The sequence below is a fragment of the Micromonospora cremea genome, from assembly GCF_900143515.1.
GTDB lineage: Bacteria > Actinomycetota > Actinomycetes > Mycobacteriales > Micromonosporaceae > Micromonospora > Micromonospora cremea.
In genome coordinates this window covers 1,513,865-1,531,465 of the sequence record NZ_FSQT01000001.1, presented here as the reverse complement: position 1 = coordinate 1,531,465, position 17,601 = coordinate 1,513,865, and the positions used below count along the sequence as shown (strand labels likewise).

Genomic DNA, 17,601 nt, shown 5'->3' with positions numbered 1-17,601 from the left:
TGCCGCTCAGGCGAAGCCGAACAGGGGCGGGAAGGCGAGGACGACCGCCCAGGCCCACCCGGCGTACACGATCACGTAACGGGTCTGCCACCGTTCCAGGCGGGCGAAGGGCATGCGGCCACGCACGAAGCCGAGGTACAGCCATGCCGACCACGCCAGGTTGGCGAGCAGGACGAGGTTCTCGCCCAGTGCCGCGGTCTTGTTGGGGCTGAAGCCCCATTCGGTGATCCGGCCCGTGATCGCCGCCAGCACCAGGACGTCAATGATCAGAGCGCTGACGACGAGCGCGAGCTGCAAGCGGTCGAAGAGGCCGGGTCGGGCCGTCAGGTCGCGGGCGGAGATGGCGTACAACAGCATGCCCAGCACGAGGACGAGCAGCAGGTCGAAGAGGATGAGCGCGTCGCGCTCGACGTCGATGCCGTTGGTGGTCCAGACGACGGCGACCAGGAAGGCCAGCAGGGCGGCCGTGAAGAGCGGCGTGAAGACCCGGGTCAGTACCGGCGCCATGTTCTCAATGACGCTCTGCTTGGCCTCCACCAGCCATGCCGACACGATGACCGCGGCCATGGCGCCGCACGGCAGCAGCCACGATTGGACGAATCCCTCCGCGTCCAGGCCGATGGCTGCGAAGGCGTTCACCGTGAAGCCCGTGAGCACGCCCCCACCGAGTCCGATGAGGACGAAGTAGATCAGCCACTCCCCGGTGAACCGGATGAAGTCCATTCGCCGCCGGTCTGATCGCCAGTCGCCGCCCGCGTAGGCGACGCCGACAACCAGCCACAGCGCCAACGGCAGGTGGATCGCGGTGAGCACCATGGTCTGCGAGCCGTCGGCCAGCGGGTACGCGTTCGCGGCGACCGCGCCGAGAACGAACAGCAACGCGAGCGCCCCGATGACGCGAGGACCGACGCGGCGGTGCCAGGCGAAGTACGCCGCAAGGGCCGGCAGCGCGAAGAGGCTGGCATTTCGCGCGTAGAAGCCGGCGTCGTCGTCCCCGGACAGGTCGAGCCCGAACCAGGACGGCACCTTGATCGCGAGCGCCGCGACGGCCGCACAGAGCACCATGACGGGCAACTCGCGACGGGAGCGGGCGGCGGTGGGCGCGTCCGGCTCGCCGGGCAGCACGAGTTGTTTCCATAGGCGCTCGGAGTGCTCGCGGGCGAACTCCCGCGACAGGTCATCGAGGCTGCCCATGCGCTTGACAGCGATGAGGAAAGATTCGTCGGCCCGCAGGCCGGCCTCGGTCAGCTCGGCGATCCGGCTGCGAAGGTGGTCCTCCAGCTCCTCGGCATCGGTGTGGTGCAGCTCCCGGCGGCGGTGGATGTAGGCCCGCCACTCGGCGATCTGGCCCTCCAGATCGTTGTCGACGGTCATAGTCCCGACCCCCATGCCGGTACCGCGATCGGCTTGATGGACTGTGTCGTGCTCCAGACGCCCCACAGGGCGTCGACGACGGCGGCCCACTGGCGGCGCTGCTCGGCGAGCTCGGCCCGGCCCTGGTCGGTGATGCGGTAGTACTTCCGGCGTCGCCCTCCCGCCGGGGTCTCCCAGGCCGACTCGACGTGGCCGAGCCGCTCCAGGCGGTGCAGCAGTGGGTAGAGCAGGCCGTCGGTCCACTCCAGTTGCCCGCCCGAGAGGTCGTTGACCTGCTTGAGGATCGCGTAGCCGTAGCTCTCGCCCTCGGCGAGGATCCCCAGCACGAGTGGTGTCGCCGAGGCCGCCACGAGGTCCTTGGTGATGTGCATGGGACCACCTATACCTAGATCTGCAATGCATAGTAGTTCTAGGCATGAAGCCCGCGCAATCAGAATCGCCATCACCGTCGCACCCGGTCATTACGCAGAGCGATCGGAGGAAGCGTGACCAGAGAAGCTCTCCGACCTTTCACCGTCGCAACAGCGATCGCAGTTGTCGCCGCGGGCGCGTTCGCTGGCGCGATCGCCGCTCCGACGCAGGCCTCGGCGCACTGGAGCTGCGGACGAAGCGCTCCGCCGGACCTCGACACCACCGGGGCCGCCAACATGCGCGTCGGGTCCAGCACCCGCTGCGCGGAGTCCGGTGTCTCGTACTCCAGCCAGTCGCTCGACTACCACTGCTACGCGCTGGACATCAACGGGGTCGACACGTGGACCTACGTCGCCAACGTGCAGGCCAGGGTCGGCGGCTAAATCCGCGACGACCTGCTGAAGGACTACGGATCCGGCGTGTGGTGTCCGAACCAGACCCAGGTCTGACCCGCGTCGGCTGAGCCACAGCAGCGGGCCACCAGGGCGGTGCACCGAATCTCGGCGCGCGCCCTGGTGGCCCCCACACTGTCGACCCGTTCCGCGCCGCCCGGTCGCGGTCAGCGGGGTGGCGTCTCCCGACGGGACGGGAACGGGGTGCCGGGCTGGCCGAGCGTGGAGCGGGCGCGCAGCCCGACCGGGTCCGGGGCGACGACCGGTGCCGCGGCGGCCGGCTCCGGGGCCCGCCGACCGTCCAGGTACGCGGCGGCGGCCCGGTCGTCGTCGGTCGGCGCGGCGAGCAGGGCGTAGAGCAGACCGACCACGCCGAAGATCACCGCCAGCACGATCGGCACCAGGAGCGTGCTCATCCCGGTGCCGGTGATCTCACCCTGCTCCTCGTGCTGGTGCACCGAGAGGGCGCTCATGCCGGTGAAGTGCATGCCGTTCACGGCAATGCCCATCACCAGCGCGGAGGCGAAGATCGCCAGCGGCCGCCGGACGGTCATCGCGAGCCACAGCGCGACGGTGGCCGCCACGATAGCGATCGCCACCGAGAGCGCGACCCGGGTCGTGTCGTAGCCGAGGCTGCCGTTCAGGCGCATCGCCGCCATCCCGCTGTAGTGCATGGCGGCCACACCAACCCCGGTGAAGATCCCGCCGGCGATCAGCCGTACCGGGTTCAGCCGGCCGGTGCCCACGATGGCCAGGCCGATGCCGACCGCCACGACGGCGATGGCCGTGCTGGCCGCGGTGAGCGGCACGTCGTACCGGATACGGGTGCCGGCGACGGCGAAGCCGAGCATGGCCATGAAGTGCATCGCCCAGATGGCGGTGCCGCCGAGGGCCCAGGCGGCCAGCAACCCCCACCACGCACGCTGGCCGGCGGTGCCGGCGGTGCGGATACGCCCGGCGCAGATCAGCCCGAGGACCGAACCGAGCACGGACAGCGCGTAGCTCAGCGCGGGCGTGATCCACCCGTACTCAAAGTGATTGATCTCCGCCATGGCGGCCTTCTCCCCGTTCGTTACCGGCGCGTAGAGGAAGCGCCGGGGCAATGATCAGGGGTGCTCCGAACAGGCGCGACAGCACCCCCCGGGCTATCCGGGGGGGGGTGCTGTCGCGGTGACCGTCCGATGCGTCGGTTCGCCGACGACGGTGACCGAAAGTGATCAGGCAGAGGTGTGATACGCCAGCACACCTCTGTTGATGGCCGCGATCGCCTGCCGGGCGGTGGAGCGCAGGTCCGGTGACGCGCCGCCGGAGTCGGCCAGCTGACCCAGCAGGTCGACCACCTGGCGCGCCCAGCGGACGAAGTCGCCGGCCGGCATCTCACCGTCGATCTCGTGACCGCTGCCGAGCACCTTGGCCAGCGCGTCACCACGGGCCCACCGGTAGACCGGCCAGGCGAAGCCGAGGTCCGGCTCCCGGGTCGCGGTCAGCCCGCGCGCCGCCTCGTCGGCCTCGATCTCGCCCCACAGCTTCAGCGTCTCGTCGACCGCGTCGGCCACCGGTCCGCGCGGCAGCGACGCCCGCTCGTCGACGTCGCGGCGCGCCTCGAAGACCACCACGGACACGGCGGCGGCCAGCTCGGCCGGCGACAGCCCGTCCCACACCCCCCGGCGCAGGCACTCGGCGACCAGCAGGTCCGCTTCCGTCCAGATCCGGCCGAGCATCCGACCGGCGTCGGTGACCGCGCCGTCGCCGGTGAGGTAGCCCCGGTCGGTCAGCAGCGCCACGATCCGGTCGAATGTCCGCGCGAGGGACCCGGTACGGCCGGAGACCCGCTCACGCAGCTCCTCGGTGTCGCGCTCCAAACGCCGGCGCCGCTCGGCCCACCGGGCGTGCTCCTCCCGCTCCGGGCAGGCGTGGCAGGGGTGGTGACGTAGCTCGGTGCGGAGCTGGGTGAGCTGGTGGTCCTCGCCGGTCACCTGCCGGGAACGCCCACCCCGCCGGCCGCCGTGCCGGTCCAGTCCGGTGCCGCTGACCTCGGCGGCGAGGTCACGCCGGGCGGCCGGCGAGCGGTGGTTGAAGTGCTTGGGCACCCGGATCCGGGCCAGCACTTCGGCCGGGGTGGTGAAGTCGCCCGGGCTGACCCGCCCGGCCCAGCGGTCCTGCGTGAGCACGAGCGGCCGGGGCTCGCCGAAGCCACCGGTCGCCGGGTCCAGCACCACGGCCAGCCCGGCCCGCCGGCCCGCCGGCACCCGGATCACGTCGCCGACCCGCAGCCGCTCCAGCGAAGCCACCGCGGCGGCCTTGCGCTGGGTCTGCCCCTGCCGGGCGATGGCCTTCTCCCGGTCGGCGATCGCCACCCGCAGCGCGAAGTACTCGTCGAAGTCGCCGTGGTGGCAGGCGGCCTCCGCGCCGTACGCCTCGATGGTCTCGGTGTTGCGCTGCACCTGCCGGGCCAGGCCGACCACCGACCGGTCCGCCTGGAACTGGGCGAACGAGGACTCCAGCAGGGCCCGGGCGGGCTCCGCGCCGACCGTGCCGACGAGGTTGACCGCCATGTTGTACGAGGGCCGGAAGCTGGAGCGCAGCGGGTAGGTGCGGGTGGAGGCGAGCCCGGCGACGTGCCGCGGGTCGGTCTCCGGGGACCACACCACCACGGCGTGCCCCTCCACGTCGATGCCGCGCCGGCCGGCCCGCCCGGTGAGCTGCGTGTACTCCCCCGGGGTCAGGTCGACGTGCGCTTCGCCGTTGTATTTGACCAGCCGTTCCAGGACCACGCAGCGGGCCGGCATGTTGATGCCCAGCGCGAGGGTCTCGGTGGCGAAGACGGCCTTGACCAGGCCTCGGACGAACAGCTCCTCGACGATCTCCTTGAAAACCGGGAGCATGCCGGCGTGGTGGGCGGCCAGGCCGCGCTCCAACCCGTCGAGCCACTCCCAGTAGCCCAGCACCGACAGGTCCTCGCCGGGGATGGCGGTCACCCGGGACTCGACCACGCGGCGGATCTCGGCCCGCTCCTCGGGCGAGGTGAGCCGCAGCCCGGCGGCGAGGCACTGCTGCACCGCGGCGGCGCAGCCGGCCCGACTGAAGATGAACAGGATCGCCGGGAGCAGACCCTCCCGGTCCAGCCGGTCGACGATGTCCGGGCGCATCGGGCCGCGCCAGCGCGGGCCCCGCCGGCCGGCGCCGGGCCCGGCGCTGCGGCCCTCGCCCAGCTCCAGGCGGCGCATGGTGTCGCGGGTGTAGCGCAGCAGCTCCGGGTGGACGTCGTGCTTGCGGGCGGCGTCGGCGTCGTGGAACAGGTCGAACATCCGCTTGCCGACCAGCATGTGCTGCCACAGCGGCACCGGCCGGTGCTCGCTGACCACCACCGCGGTCTCGCCGCGCACGGTGACCAGCCAGTCGGCGAACTCCTCGGCGTTGGAGACGGTCGCCGACAACGAGACCAGGGTGACCGAGGCAGGCAGGTGGATGATCACCTCTTCCCACACCCCGCCGCGGAACCGGTCGGCGAGGTAGTGCACCTCGTCCATCACCACGTAGGCCAGCCCCTGCAGCGTGCTGGAGCCCGCGTAGAGCATGTTGCGCAGCACCTCGGTGGTCATCACCACCACCGGCGCGTCGCCGTTGATGGCGTTGTCGCCGGTGAGCAGGCCGACCTGCTCGGCGCCGTACCGGGCGACCAGGTCGTGGTACTTCTGGTTGGACAGCGCCTTGATCGGTGTGGTGTAGAAGCACTTGCGCCGGGTCGGCGGTGCCGCCGGGTCGTCGGCCGCCGCCGGGTCGCCGGGCCGCCCGCGCAGCGCCAGGTGTACGGCGAACTCGCCGACCACGGTCTTGCCGGCGCCGGTGGGGGCGCAGACCAGCACCCCGCTGCCCCGCTCCAGGGACTGGCACGCCTCCCGCTGGAAGTCGTCGAGATCGAACCCCAGGTCAAGGGCGAACTCGTCCAGCGCCGGGAACTGTGAGGCCTGCGCGGCCCGGCGGCGCGCCGCGGCGTACCGCTCGGCGGGGCTCGACATGTCACCAAGATTAGTGCGTGCCGGGACACGACACCCGACAAGGCCGTGCGGAGGGGTCGTCGGCGGCGGTCGGTAGGGTGCACGGCGTGCCGGACCATGCCGAACCGCCCCAGACTCGTCCGCCGGGCAGCGCCGAGGACGCCGCCGCCTCCCGGGCGTCCCGACGGCCCGTGAAGGCGGTGCTCTTCGACTTTCACGGCACCCTGGCCCAGGTGGAGGAGCCGCGGCAGTGGGTGCTGGCGGCCGCGGCGGCATGCGGGGTCACGCTGGATCGGGTACGGGCCACCTCGCTGGCCGACCGGTTGCTGACCGCCGGCCGGGCCGGCGGGCCCCTGCCCGCCCGGGTGCCGCCCCGGCTGGCCGAGCTGTGGGCCGACCGGGACCTCTACCCGCACGCCCACCGGGGTGCCTACACGGGGCTGGCCGAGACCGTCGACGCGGGCATCGAGGGCTTCGCCGACGCTCTCTACGAGCGGCTGCTGATCGCCGAGGGCTGGCTGCCGTACCCGGACACCGCTCCCACCCTTACCGCGCTGCGCGAGGCCGGGGTGCGGGTGGCGGTGGTCAGCAACATCGGCTTCGACCTGCGGCCGCACTTCGACGCCTGGGGGTTGACCGGGCTGGTCGACGCGTTCGTGCTCTCCTACGAGGTGGGGCGGTGCAAGCCCGACCCGGCGATCTTCCTGCGCGCCTGCGGGATGCTCGGCGTCGATCCGGAGCAGACGCTGATGGTTGGTGACACCCCGGCGGACGCGGGCGCCGTGGCAGCCGGCTGCGCGGTGCTGGTGCTGCCGGCCGCCGATCCCGGCCGGGAGAACGGGCTGGGTGCCGTGCTAGATCTGGCCCTGCCGGGCTGAGCCGGCGGGTCAGGCGGCGACGACCTCGTGGGCGAGCGCGACCAGGTCGGCGACGCCCGGGTGCCGGGGCGGGTGCCGCCAGGCCAGCAGCACGGTGACCTCGGGAGCGTCGGTGAGGGGCCGGTACGCCACCGCTGGCGTGGGGTACATCGCGGCGGTCGCGGACGTGGTGACCCCGACCGCCCGACCGGCGCTGATCGCGGCGAGCCAGTCGTCGGTGTTCGCCACCGGCACCACGGTCGCCGGGGCGGCGCCCGCCGGCCAGAGGCCGAGCGTGGTGGTGCCGGTGGCGGTGTTCACCGCGATGGGCTGATCGATCAGGTCGGCCAGGGTGAGCACAGCCCGCTCGACCAACGGGCTGTCCGCCGGGACCGTGGCGAGCCGAGGCTCGGTGAGCAGCCGCACGGTGCGCACGTCGGGCAGGTCGACCGGCTGACGCAGTACCGCGACGTCCACGGCGCCCCGGGCCAGCCCGGCGGTGCGGTCGTCGATGCGCAGCAGCTCAAGTGGCGTGTCCGGGTGGGCGCTCCGCCAGCGGCGCAGCAGGGTGACGGTGTGCCCGCCCAGCGCCGACCAGGCGTGCCCGAGCCGCAGCGGCCGCCCGGCGGCGTACCCCGGATCGAGCACGTCGTCGACGGCCGCGACCGCGGCGGCGGCCCGGTCCCGCAGCGACCGGCCGGCCGGGGTCAGGTGCAGGTGGTGGGTGGAGCGGTCGACCAGCCGGATCCCCAGGTGGTCCTCCAGCTGGCGCAGCGTGCGCGACAGCGCGGGCTGGGTGACGCGGAGCCGCCCGGCGGCGCGGGTGATGCTGCCCTCCTCGGCGATGGTGAGAAAGGCGCGTAGGTGCCGCAACTCCACCGTCATAACCGGGAAGCATAACCGCAGTCGAACCGGCATTACCCTCACCCACACGGCACCCCCTAGCGTCGCTACCGTGACCGACACCCTGCTGCCTGACCGGCCGACACCCGCCCGCGCGCCGGCCGGCCGAGCCGGTGGCGTCGGCGCGGTGGGCATGGTGCTCGGCGGGGCTCTGTCGGTGCAGTTCGGCTCCGCCGTGGCAGCCCTGCTCTTCCCGCGTACCGGGGTGGCCGGCGCGGTGACCCTGCGACTGACGATCTCGGCCGTGCTGCTGCTCGTCGTGTGCCGGCCCCGACTGCGCGGGTACGACCGGGGGGCCTGGGTGACGGCGGGCGCGTTCGGGCTGGCGCTGGCCGGCATGAACTCGCTGTTCTACCAGGCCATCGAGCGGATCCCACTGGGCCCGGCGGTGACCCTGGAGGTGCTCGGTCCGCTGGCGCTGTCGGTGTTCACCGCCCGCCGGCTGGCCAGTTGGTGCTGGGCGGGGCTGGCGCTGGCCGGGGTGGCGCTGCTCGGGCAGGGCGGCTTCGACCGACTGAACCCGGCGGGGGTGGCCTTCGCGTTCGGCGCGGGCGCCATGTGGGCCGCGTACATCGTGCTCAGCGCCCGTGTCGGCGGCCGGTTCCCGGGCGCGGACGGGCTGGCCCTGGCGCTCACCCTCGCCGCGCTGCTCACCCTGCCCCTCGGCATCATCGACGGCGGCGCGGTGCTGCTCGAACCGGCCATGCTGGCGCTCGGCACGGCCCTCGCGGTGCTCGCTTCCGGGCTGCCGTACACCCTGGAGCTGCTGGCGCTGCGCCGGATGCCCACCGCCACCTTCGCGGTGCTGATGAGCCTCGGCCCGGCCATCGCCACGCTCGCCGGTTGGCTGGTGCTGCGGCAGGCGCTGACACTGCTGGAGTGCGCCGCCATCGTGCTGGTCATCGCCGCCAGCATCGGAGCGGTGCGGGTCAGCGCAGCAGCCGCAGCGCGCCCGGAACCACGCTGACCGTCACCGGCAGGTCCAGCGAACGCTCGCCGTCGGCGTACGTGGTGATGCCCTCGGCGCTCAGCTCCACCGTCCGCGCCCGGTAGCTGCGCACGAGGGGGTGATCGACGTGGGTGCCCTGGTAGATGCGGGGCTTGATCCGGATCAGGGTGCGCCGGTCGATCCGGCCACCCACCACCACGTCCAGCAGCCCGTCGGTCGGGTCGGCGTCTGGGCAGATGCGCATGCCGCCCCCGTAGCTCGGGCAGTTGCCCACCGCCACCAGCACCGCGTCCAGCTCGTGCGGCACCCCGTCCAGCTGCAGCGTGTACCGCCTGGGCCGTAACCGGGCCAGCTCGACGAGGATCGCCAGGTCGTACCGGCGGGGGCCACGCGGCCAGCGCATCCGGTTGGCCCGCTCGTTGACGATCGCGTCGAACCCGGCCGCGAGGACCGCGCCGTACCAGCGCTCGGCGCCGTCGGCGCCGGTCATCCGGGCCAGGTCGACCAGGCGGGTACGGCCGGCACTCAGCGCGTCGGCGATCACCGCCACAGCCGCGAGCGGATCGGCCGGGAAGCCGGTGTCGACGGCGAAGTCGTTGCCGGTGCCCGCCGGCACGGCCCCGAACGGTACGGCGGTGCCTGCGGCGGCCTGCATCGCCCGGTGCACGGTGCCGTCCCCGCCCATCGCGACCAGCGCGCCGGCGCCGTCGGCGACCGCGGCGCGGCACGCCGCCTCCGCCTCGGCGGGGCTCGCCGCCGACAGCAGCTGGACCGGTCGACCCGCGGCGGCCAGGCCGTCCAGCAGCCGGGGCAGCAGGCTGCGGTGCCGCCCCCGGCCGGCCGTGGGGTTGGCGAGCACGGCGACGGGGCCACCGGCGAGCGGGTGATCGTCTGCGGTCACGGGCAGCACCGTAACCGGTCCGACGCCCGCCGTACACCGGGCGGTGGCCACCTCACCAGCGGTCCGGGGCTCGGCGCTTACGGTGAGCTGTCGGGACGGTGTCGGCAACCCGAGCCTGGAACGCGGCGACGCCGCCCCCGGCAGGCGGGGACGGCGTCGGCGGACCAGGCGGCGCGGGGCCGTCAGGTCATGTCGTCGTAGCGACGTTCGATCGGTGCCGGTGGGGCGATCGGGTCCGGCGCACCGACCGGCGCGGTCGCGTCCACCCGCTGCCCCGCCTCGACCGGCTCGGGGTCGTGCTCCAGCGGCGACACCTCGTCGTCGTCGAGGCCGGCGTAGACGTCCTTGCCGCGCCCGCGCCGCTTGTCGTTGAGGAACGCGACCCCGACCGCCACGAAGTACAGCAGTGAGAGGGAGAGCGCCAGCAACGTCATGCCGAACGGACCCGGATCCGGGGTGGCGATGGCGGCGAAGGCGAAGGAGATGAAGATGACCGCGCGCCACCAGCTCAGCAGCCGCCGGGCGCTGGCCACGCCGGTGAAGTTGAGCATCAACAGGATGAGGGGGAACTCGAACGCCACCCCGAACAACAGGATCATGTTGGTGACGAACGAGATGTAGCGGGTGACCTCCAGCTGGGTGGAGAGGCCGGTCACGCCCGCCTCCAGCAGGAACGCGAGGCCCTTGTCCACGACGAGGTAGGCGAGCACGGCACCACCGGCGAACAGCGGGGCCGCGATCGCGACGAAGACGTACGCCCACTTGCGTTCGTGGCGGTGCAGGCCCGGCGCGATGAAGGCCCAGAGCTGGTAGAGCCAGACCGGTGCACCGACGATCAGGCCGATCCACAGCGCCAGCTTCAGCTTCAGGATGAAGCCGTCGGCGGGCGACAGCTGAAGGAACGACCGGCAGTTGCCGAGTGCGTCAGTGGCATCCGGCAGGCTGCAGTAGGGCTCCTTGAGCAGGTTGAACGCCGGCTGCGCCAGGAAGAAGCCAACGATCAGACCGACCACGATCGCCAGCGAGGCGCGGAACAGGCGGTCGCGCAGCTCGCGGACGTGCTCGATAAGCGTCATCGAGCCGTCGGCGGCGCGCTCGAAGGAGCGCGGGCCGCGTTTACGCAGTGCGAAGGCCACGGTGCTCGGGCCTCTCGGTCAGTTGTCGCGGACGCGGTGCACCGGGTCGGCGACCGGTGGCTGCGGCGGCGCCTGCTGGTACGGCGCCTGCTGCGGCTGCCCGACCTGCGGCGGCAGCGGCTGGTAGCCGGCCTGCGCGTCGGCCTTCTCGGCGAGGTCGCGGTCGTCGTCCTGCAGGCTCTTGGTCTCGGCCTTGATGATCCGCAGCGAACGGCCCAGCGAGCGGGCCGCGTCGGGGAGCCGCTTCGCACCGAAGAGCAGGATCAGCACAACCACGAGAACCGCGATGTGCCACGGCTTGAGGGCACCCATGAGAAGCTCCAGTCGCTCTGTGTGTCCGGGGGTGGTACGCAGCCCATCGTACGTGCGGATCGGCCGGTTGCCACCTGCCGGGGGCGGTCGTCGCGGCCCGGCCGGTGAAGTCTTGACCAACCGCGATGATCAGTCAACCATCGCGGAGCCGTCGCGACCGCAGCGGCCCGCCCCGAGCGGGGGCGGCGCTGCGGCGGGGATCGATCAGCCGCGCTTGGCCCGAATCACGGCGAGTCGCTGCTGGGTGGTGTCGAGCTGGCGCTGAACGCCCTCGGCGCGGAGCTGCAACGCCTCGGCGGTGTCCCGCAGCGCCTCCGCCTCGGCGGCCCGCCGTTGCAGCGCCACCGCGGCGCGGCGCAGCCGGGGCAGTCGGGTCAGCACCGGACGCACGGCCAGCGCGAGCGCCACGAGCGGGAGCAGCACCACCGCGAGCACGATCCATTTCAGCACGGCGGTCAGCCTACTGCGTGCGGCCGGCCACCGCCGGGTCGCCCGACGGGGCGCCGGGCGTCGCAGGGTCGACCTCGGGCTGGCGGGGTGCGGCGGTGGGCGCGGGCACGGCGTACGCGTCCAGCGCGGCAGCCGCCGTCGCCCGGACCTGCTCGGCCAGCTCGACCGGGGCGACCACGGTGACGTCCGGGCCGAGGCCGAGCACGAACCGGCGGGCCCAACCCAGGTCGGTCACCCGCAGCGAGACCAGCCACTGGTCGCCGTCGCCGGCCTCCACCCGCTCACACGGGTAGTACTCGGTGATCCACCGCTCGCCACGGCCGACCCGCAGGGTGATCAGCGGCAGGTCGGGCGAGGGGCGGAAGACGCCCTCGGTCAGGTCGTGCGGGACGGCCTGCGGCGGGACGGTGGCCGGCTCGTCCAGTTCGGTGATCGCGTCGATCCGGTCGGCGCGGAACAGTCGGACCGCCTCCGCGCGGCGACACCACGCCTCCACGTACGCCAGGCCGCCCACCATGAGCATCCGCAGCGGGTCGATGACGCGGTCGGTGGTCTCGTCCCGGGCGGCTGTGTAGTAGGTGATCCGCAGCGCCCGACCGCCCTCCACGGCGGTGCGCAGCGCCTCCACCCGTCGGGTGTCCCCGGGCAGCCGCACCGCGACCGGCGCGCCGACCAGATCCCCTGCGGCGTCCTCGATCTTGGCGAGGGCCCGTTCGACGGCCTCCCGGTTGGACACCCCGGGCGTCTCGGCGAGCATCCGCAGCGCCACCACGAGGGCCAGCGCCTCGTCGGGGGTGAGCCGCAGCGGGCGGTCGATGCCGGCGTCGTAGGTGATGGTCACCCGGTCGCCGTCGAAGGCCATGTCGATCAGGTCGCCGGGGCCGTAACCGGGCAGCCCGCACACCCAGAGCAGCTCCAGGTCCTCGCGCAGCTGCCGCTCGGTGACGCCCAGGTCACCGGCCGCCTCGGCGATTTCGATGCCCGGCCGGGCCAGCAGGTAGGGCACCAGGTTGAGCAGCCGGGCCAGGCGGTCGGCGGAGGCCCGGGAGCCGCCGCGGGCGGCCGGCCGGGTCATCGGGCACCCCCGGTGACGACGAGCTCGTCGTGCCGGGCGGCGATCTCCTTGAGCCGCTGGATGACCGCCTCGCGGACCTCCGGCGGGTCGAGCACCCGCACGTCCGGGCCGTACCGGACGAGTTGGCCGGCCAGCCCGTCCGGGTCGGCGTACGGCAGGACCAGCCGGTCGCCGTCCGGCCCGGCGGTCACCTCGACCGCCCAGCGGCGCAGCCCGGCGGCCCGGCCCGGTGCGGCCAGCACGGTGGCCCGGCCGGTGCGCTCCACCGGGCCGGACCAGCGGGCCACGTGACTGATCAGGTCGACGCCGGCCGGCGGTTGGTAACCGCCGGGCTCGCCGGTCACCCGGACCGCGCCGACCACCCGGGACAGCCGGAAGCAACGCGTCGCCGCGCGGTCCAGGTCGTGGCCGACCACATACCACCGGCCACGCCAGCAGACCACGCCCCACGGCTGCAGCCGCCGGCGGCTGGGCGCGTCCCGGTCGGGCACTCGGTAGTCGAACCCGACCTCGCGGCGGTCGCGGGCAGCGGCGGTCAGCGGCGCGAACGCCGGGTCGACGGTGACCATCGGCTCCAGGCCCAGGGTGGCCTGCGGGTCCACGTCCACCCCGGCGGCGCGCAGCTTGGCCAGTCCCGACGAGGCGGCGGCGGCGAGACCGGCGTGCTGCCACAGCCGCGCGGCGATGCCCACGGCAGCGGCCTCGTCCGGTTCGAGAGGGATATCGGGCAACGCGTACTCGCGGTGGGCGATCCGGTAACCGGGCTCGGCGTCGAAGACGCTGGCCGTCCCGGTCTCCAGCGGCACGCCCAGCTCACGCAGCTCGGCCTTGTCCCGCTCGAACTTGCGCTGGAACGCCTCGTGGTCACGCGCGTCGTCCGGATCGTGCTCGTAACCGGGCACGGTCGCGGCGATCTGCGCGGCGGTCAGGAACCGTCGCGTGGACAGCAGGCAGATCACCAGGTTGACCAGGCGTTCGGTGCGGGTCCGCGACACGCGGTAGACGCTAGCAGCCGACGCGCCCGAGACGTGCACCCACGCTGGCGTGCCGCACATCTGTTCGGATCGGTGGGTCGGGGCCACTAGCCGCGCGCGGCGCCGCTACCGGTCATATGGTGGCCCTCATGGCGCAAGCGATCAAGACCGGAAGCGTCGGCACTGTGGTCGTCGCCGGCGCCGCTAACCTCGCCATCGCGGTGGCCAAGCTGATCGCCGGGCTCATCTCCGGCTCGGCCGCGATGCTCTCCGAGGCGGCGCACTCGGTCGCCGACACCACCACCGAGGTGCTGCTCTACCAGGCACTACGCCGCGGCGCCCGGCCGGCGGACACCCGGCACCCCTTCGGGTACGGCAAGGAGAGCTACGTCTGGGCGTTCTTCGCCGCCATGTTCACCTTCGTCGCCGGCGCCGGTTTCGCCGTCACCCACGGCGTGACCACCATCCTGGTGCACGAGCACAGCGGCGACTACCTGATCTCGTACATCGTGCTGGGGGTGTCCTTCGTCATCGAGTCGATCTCGCTGACCCGGGCGGTCCGGCAGGTCCGCCGCGAATCCCGACGGTGGCAGACCACTCCCCAACGTTTCCTGCGGCTGACCGCCGACACCGCCGTCAAGGCGGTCTTCCTGGAGGACAGCGCCGCCCTGATCGGCCTGGTGCTGGCCGGGCTCGGGGTCGGCCTGTCCCAGGCCACCGGCGACGAGGTGTGGGACGGCGTCGCGTCGATCCTGATCGGGCTGCTGCTCCTGACCGTCGCCGGGATCCTGGCCGCCAACAACCTCTCGCTGCTGGTCGGCCGGGCGGTCCCGGCGCGGCTGGGCCGCGCGATCGAGCAGGAGCTGGCCGGGCTGCCGGATGTGGAGCGGATCGACACCCTGCTGACCATGCAGCTCGGCCCGGACGACATCCTGGTCGCCGCGAAGATCGACTTCCGCGACGAGGCCACCGGCGCGGCCATCGAGGCCAGCGCCGACGAGGCCGAACGGCGACTCACCGCGCGGTTCCCGGAGATCCGCTACGTCTTCCTCGACCCCACCCGATCGCTGCCCGGCGCCCTCGGCCAGGCCCGCAACACCCAGGCCAGGCCGAGCCCGGACGCCGGCGGCGAACCCGACCCCAGCTGAACCACGCGCCGGACCACCCGGGCGCGGGGCACCGCGCCCGCGCGGCTAGCGTGCCCGTCATGGTGCGATGGCGGGCGGGGACGGTGGCGGCGCTGCGACGGCAGTGGACCGGGGCGGTGGAGCTGGACGTCGACCTGCCCGATGGCACCCGCATGCGGGCGCTGGCCTACCCGGAGCTGGTCGGCACGCCCGAGCCCGGCGACCGGGTGCTGCTCAACGCCGGGGCGCTGCTGATGGGGCTGGGCACCGGCGGGTACGCCCTGGTGGTGGCTCTGCCGGACCGGCTGCCGCCGGACCCGCCGGACGCCGGCGACACCCGCGACGCGGGGCACCTCGTCAAGGCCCGCTACACCCCACTGCAACCCATCCTGCTCGGCGTCGACGAGGAGGCGTCACCGCACCGGGACGTGCTGGCCGACGCCGACGACCTGGGCGGACTGCCGGTCGTCACCGCCGACCTGCACTCGGCCCTCGCGGCGATCCTGGCCGGCATCCGCGCCGACGCCCCGCACGCCCGGGTGGCGTACCTGCTCACCGACGGCGGGGCGTTGCCGGCCTGGTTCTCCCGCACCCTCGCCGGGCTGCGCGCCGAGCTGGCCGGCACGATCACCGTCGGGCAGGCGTTCGGCGGCGACCTGGAGGCCACCACCCTGCACGGCGGCCTGCTCGCCGCCCGGTACGTGCTGCGCGCCGACGTGGCCGTGGTCGCGCAGGGCCCCGGCAACCTCGGTACCGGCACCCGGTGGGGCTTCTCCGGCGTGGCCGTCGGCGAGGCGGTCAACGCGATCGCCACGCTGGGCGGTCGACCGGTCGGGTCACTGCGGATCTCCGCCGCCGATCCCCGCCCCCGGCACCGGGGCGTGTCGCACCACAGCCTCACCGCGTACGGGCGGGTGGCGCTCGCCCCGGCGGAGCTGGTGGTGCCCGACGACCTGGACCCGGCGTTGGCCGCCGAGGTGGACGCGGCGCTGGCCCCGCTGGCGGCCCGGCACCGGATCGTCCGGGTGGGCACCGCCGGCCTCGACGCCGCGCTGCGGGCCAGCGTCGTGCCACTGTCCACCATGGGGCGTGGCCTCGACGCCGACCACGCCTACTTCCTCTCGGCGGCGGCAGCCGGCCGCCACGCCACCACCCTGCTCCCCTGACCCCACGCCCACTGAAGCCGGCGGACGCGGATCCGGGTTAGCGGATCACGGGGCGTTTGTCGCGGGGTAGGGCTTCGATCATCTCCCGGGGCAGGTTGAGGGTGTCGGCGATGACCTGGGGTGGCGTGTTGGCCATCCACTGGGTCAGGGAGATGTCCTCGAACCGGGGCTTGCGGAAAATCTCCAGGAAGACCAGAGGCTCGTCGCCGAGGTTCTCGATGTAGTGGCCGTAGGCGAACGGCACGTACCCGACGTCGCCGGAGCGCATGTCGAAGGTGCCGGCCACACCCTGGCTGGCGAACACCCCATCCGGCCATGGCCGGAGAGGTAGTACTGCCACTCGTCGTCGGTGGGATGCCAGTGCAGCTCCCGCATCCCACCCGGGTCGACCTCCACCAGCGCGGCGCAGATGGTGGTGGACGCGGCGAACTGGCCCACGTCGGCGATGCGCACCTGGCCGCCGGGGAACCGCTGCGGCTGCTGTGCCTGCAGCCGGTGGGTCAGCGTGCGGGGCACGTCCCCGGTCGGGCTCACCACCCGGTCCCGGTCCAGCGGCGGCGGCACCTCCCCGGCGAAGATGTACTTCTCCCGCTCCGGGATCGAGTCGAGCTGTTCGGGCCGCCAGCCGAAGTTCTTCGCCAGCACCTCCTTTGGCGTGTGCGCGAAGAAGTCGCTGATCAGGAACGTGCCGTTCTCGGTGAACGCCCCGTCGTCGAATACCAGCAGGAACTCGACGCCCTCGTCGAGGGCCTGGATGTGGTGCGGCACCCCCTGCGGGAAGAACCACAGGTCGCCGGCGCGCACGTCGTCGAGGAAGTTACGGCCCTCCTGGTCGACCGCGCTGATCCGGGCGCTGCCGCGCGACACGTACGCCCACTCGGACTGCTTGTGCCAGTGCAGCTCCCGGTACGCGCCCGGTTCCAGCGTCATGTCCACGCCGCACAGCTCGGTGGCGATCGGCAGCTCCCGCACGGTGACCTCGCGGGTCCAGCCGCCGCGTTGGATGCGGGTGTGCGCGTCGGAGAAGGAGAACTGCAGGTTGGGCAGCGTGCCCGCGTCCGTGCTCGGTGGTGTCAACAGATCGGGGTTCTGCCGGTCCCGGACCACGTCGCGCGGCCCGGGATCCTGCCAGCCGGCCTGTCCCCTCTGCGGTTGTGGCGTCGCCCTGTCCCCGCCCGTCATCGCTGGCTCCCCCTCCGTCGGACATGCCGGTGCCGCCGGGTTCCGCGGGTGCGGGTGTCCGGTGGCCGGCGACGGTTACCCGACCCGGTGGCCCGGTCAGGCCAGCGGCGGCACGGTCGGGCCAGCAGGGGGTCAGGCGAGGAAGATGAGGGCGAGCCAGCCGCCCACGATGAGCACCAGCGCCAGGGCCAGCACCCAGGTCGGCACGGTGTACTCGCCGCGCCGGTTGCGGTCGATCTCGGCGCGGATCTTCTCCCGCCGGCGTTCGACCCAGTTCTGCCGCTCGGCGCCGCGCTCGGAGCGGTCGGAAGGTCCAGAAGTCGTCATGGCGCGCCCAGCCTACCGGGCCGGCCGGCCCCGTCGGCGGACACCACCGCCGGGGCCGGCGCATCCC

General features: G+C 73.3%; 19 protein-coding genes. 5 read left to right on the top strand and 14 right to left on the bottom strand.

Annotation, left to right across the window (positions count from 1 at the left end):
* Positions 1–6 precede the first annotated feature (6 nt).
* Together BUS84_RS06940 and BUS84_RS06935 are read right to left on the bottom strand one after the other, a co-directional pair.
* A complete protein-coding gene (locus BUS84_RS06940; RefSeq protein ID WP_074309775.1) occupies positions 7–1,374 on the bottom strand; it encodes a permease prefix domain 1-containing protein in 1,368 nt (455 codons plus the stop codon).
* Positions 1,371–1,745 (bottom strand): PadR family transcriptional regulator, encoded by a 375-nt coding sequence (locus BUS84_RS06935; RefSeq protein WP_074309774.1) that lies wholly within the window; start codon positions 1,743–1,745, stop codon positions 1,371–1,373. The genes BUS84_RS06940 and BUS84_RS06935 overlap by 4 nt, the downstream gene beginning before the upstream one ends.
* Positions 1,746–1,859: 114 nt before the next feature.
* Here BUS84_RS06935 and BUS84_RS06930 point away from each other — a divergent pair, with 114 nt between their 5' ends.
* Positions 1,860–2,168 (top strand): hypothetical protein, encoded by a 309-nt coding sequence (locus BUS84_RS06930; protein WP_074309772.1) that lies wholly within the window; start codon positions 1,860–1,862, stop codon positions 2,166–2,168.
* A gap of 176 nt (positions 2,169–2,344) precedes the next feature.
* On the opposite strand, the gene BUS84_RS06925 is transcribed toward BUS84_RS06930, so the two are convergent.
* A complete protein-coding gene (locus tag BUS84_RS06925; RefSeq protein ID WP_074309770.1) occupies positions 2,345–3,229 on the bottom strand; it encodes an MHYT domain-containing protein in 885 nt (294 codons plus the stop codon).
* Positions 3,230–3,394: 165 nt separating this feature from the next.
* The gene (locus BUS84_RS06920) at positions 3,395–6,196 is read right to left on the bottom strand and encodes a DEAD/DEAH box helicase (protein WP_074309768.1); all 2,802 of its coding nucleotides are present in this window, start codon (positions 6,194–6,196) and stop codon (positions 3,395–3,397) included.
* A gap of 86 nt (positions 6,197–6,282) precedes the next feature.
* Here BUS84_RS06920 and BUS84_RS06915 point away from each other — a divergent pair, with 86 nt between their 5' ends.
* Complete coding sequence (locus BUS84_RS06915; RefSeq protein ID WP_074312240.1) at positions 6,283–7,053, top strand: HAD family hydrolase; 771 nt, start codon at positions 6,283–6,285, stop codon at positions 7,051–7,053.
* 9 nt (positions 7,054–7,062) lie between these two features.
* Here BUS84_RS06915 and BUS84_RS06910 read toward each other — a convergent pair whose 3' ends face one another.
* On the bottom strand, positions 7,063–7,917 hold the full coding sequence (locus BUS84_RS06910) for a LysR family transcriptional regulator (RefSeq protein WP_074309766.1): 855 nt from the start codon (positions 7,915–7,917) through the stop codon (positions 7,063–7,065).
* 151 nt (positions 7,918–8,068) lie between these two features.
* Between BUS84_RS06910 and BUS84_RS06905 the strand changes: the two genes are divergently transcribed.
* Positions 8,069–8,902 (top strand): EamA family transporter, encoded by an 834-nt coding sequence (locus BUS84_RS06905; RefSeq protein ID WP_244298547.1) that lies wholly within the window; start codon positions 8,069–8,071, stop codon positions 8,900–8,902.
* On the opposite strand, the gene BUS84_RS06900 is transcribed toward BUS84_RS06905, so the two are convergent.
* The 6 genes from BUS84_RS06900 to BUS84_RS06875 form a co-directional block, all read right to left on the bottom strand.
* The gene (locus tag BUS84_RS06900; protein WP_074312238.1) at positions 8,865–9,794 is read right to left on the bottom strand and encodes a diacylglycerol kinase; all 930 of its coding nucleotides are present in this window, start codon (positions 9,792–9,794) and stop codon (positions 8,865–8,867) included. The two genes, BUS84_RS06905 and BUS84_RS06900, sit on opposite strands and share 38 nt — an antisense overlap.
* 173 nt (positions 9,795–9,967) lie before the next feature.
* Positions 9,968–10,921, bottom strand: coding sequence for a twin-arginine translocase subunit TatC (gene tatC, locus BUS84_RS06895; RefSeq protein ID WP_074309763.1), 954 nt, complete (start codon positions 10,919–10,921; stop codon positions 9,968–9,970).
* Between the two features lie 18 nt (positions 10,922–10,939).
* The gene (tatA, locus tag BUS84_RS06890) at positions 10,940–11,233 is read right to left on the bottom strand and encodes a Sec-independent protein translocase subunit TatA (RefSeq protein ID WP_074309760.1); all 294 of its coding nucleotides are present in this window, start codon (positions 11,231–11,233) and stop codon (positions 10,940–10,942) included.
* A 204-nt stretch (positions 11,234–11,437) separates the two neighbouring features.
* Entirely contained in the window at positions 11,438–11,683 is a 246-nt protein-coding gene (locus BUS84_RS06885) for a hypothetical protein (protein ID WP_074309759.1), read from the bottom strand.
* A 10-nt stretch (positions 11,684–11,693) separates the two neighbouring features.
* A complete protein-coding gene (locus tag BUS84_RS06880) occupies positions 11,694–12,758 on the bottom strand; it encodes a helix-turn-helix transcriptional regulator (RefSeq protein WP_074309757.1) in 1,065 nt (354 codons plus the stop codon).
* Entirely contained in the window at positions 12,755–13,753 is a 999-nt protein-coding gene (locus BUS84_RS06875; RefSeq protein ID WP_074309753.1) for a helix-turn-helix transcriptional regulator, read from the bottom strand. The genes BUS84_RS06880 and BUS84_RS06875 overlap by 4 nt, the downstream gene beginning before the upstream one ends.
* Positions 13,754–13,881: 128 nt before the next feature.
* Between BUS84_RS06875 and BUS84_RS06870 the strand changes: the two genes are divergently transcribed.
* Entirely contained in the window at positions 13,882–14,880 is a 999-nt protein-coding gene (locus BUS84_RS06870) for a cation diffusion facilitator family transporter (RefSeq protein WP_074312236.1), read from the top strand.
* 59 nt (positions 14,881–14,939) lie between these two features.
* Positions 14,940–16,025 carry a DUF3866 family protein gene (locus BUS84_RS06865; protein ID WP_074309751.1) on the top strand — a complete coding sequence of 362 codons (1,086 nt, stop codon included), beginning with the start codon at positions 14,940–14,942 and terminating at the stop codon, positions 16,023–16,025.
* A 37-nt stretch (positions 16,026–16,062) separates the two neighbouring features.
* Here the strand turns inward: BUS84_RS06865 and BUS84_RS40575 are convergent, their stop codons facing one another.
* From BUS84_RS40575 to BUS84_RS06855, 3 genes are all read right to left on the bottom strand, one after another.
* On the bottom strand, positions 16,063–16,269 hold the full coding sequence (locus BUS84_RS40575) for a cupin domain-containing protein (protein ID WP_280175100.1): 207 nt from the start codon (positions 16,267–16,269) through the stop codon (positions 16,063–16,065).
* Positions 16,170–17,207, bottom strand: a complete 1,038-nt coding sequence (locus BUS84_RS06860) for a cupin domain-containing protein (RefSeq protein ID WP_280175099.1) — start codon at positions 17,205–17,207, stop codon at positions 16,170–16,172. Before BUS84_RS06860 ends, BUS84_RS40575 begins: the two co-directional genes overlap by 100 nt.
* A 132-nt stretch (positions 17,208–17,339) precedes the next feature.
* Entirely contained in the window at positions 17,340–17,534 is a 195-nt protein-coding gene (locus BUS84_RS06855) for a hypothetical protein (RefSeq protein ID WP_074309749.1), read from the bottom strand.
* Between the last annotated feature and the right edge of the window lie 67 nt (positions 17,535–17,601).

What these genes read in the sequence shown, in the direction of transcription:
- BUS84_RS06860 (WP_280175099.1), bottom strand. Translation starts at nt 17,207, where the DNA reads ATGACGGGCGGGGACAGGGCGACGCCACAACCGCAGAGGGGACAGGCC.
- BUS84_RS06905 (WP_244298547.1), top strand. Translation starts at nt 8,069, where the DNA reads ATGGTGCTCGGCGGGGCTCTGTCGGTGCAGTTCGGCTCCGCCGTGGCA.
- BUS84_RS06940 (WP_074309775.1), bottom strand. Translation starts at nt 1,374, where the DNA reads ATGACCGTCGACAACGATCTGGAGGGCCAGATCGCCGAGTGGCGGGCC.
- BUS84_RS06910 (WP_074309766.1), bottom strand. Translation starts at nt 7,917, where the DNA reads ATGACGGTGGAGTTGCGGCACCTACGCGCCTTTCTCACCATCGCCGAG.
- BUS84_RS06920 (WP_074309768.1), bottom strand. Translation starts at nt 6,196, where the DNA reads ATGTCGAGCCCCGCCGAGCGGTACGCCGCGGCGCGCCGCCGGGCCGCG.
- BUS84_RS06870 (WP_074312236.1), top strand. Translation starts at nt 13,882, where the DNA reads ATGGCGCAAGCGATCAAGACCGGAAGCGTCGGCACTGTGGTCGTCGCC.
- BUS84_RS06925 (WP_074309770.1), bottom strand. Translation starts at nt 3,229, where the DNA reads ATGGCGGAGATCAATCACTTTGAGTACGGGTGGATCACGCCCGCGCTG.
- BUS84_RS06855 (WP_074309749.1), bottom strand. Translation starts at nt 17,534, where the DNA reads ATGACGACTTCTGGACCTTCCGACCGCTCCGAGCGCGGCGCCGAGCGG.
- BUS84_RS06880 (WP_074309757.1), bottom strand. Translation starts at nt 12,758, where the DNA reads ATGACCCGGCCGGCCGCCCGCGGCGGCTCCCGGGCCTCCGCCGACCGC.
- BUS84_RS06935 (WP_074309774.1), bottom strand. Translation starts at nt 1,745, where the DNA reads ATGCACATCACCAAGGACCTCGTGGCGGCCTCGGCGACACCACTCGTG.
- BUS84_RS06865 (WP_074309751.1), top strand. Translation starts at nt 14,940, where the DNA reads ATGGTGCGATGGCGGGCGGGGACGGTGGCGGCGCTGCGACGGCAGTGG.
- tatA (WP_074309760.1), bottom strand. Translation starts at nt 11,233, where the DNA reads ATGGGTGCCCTCAAGCCGTGGCACATCGCGGTTCTCGTGGTTGTGCTG.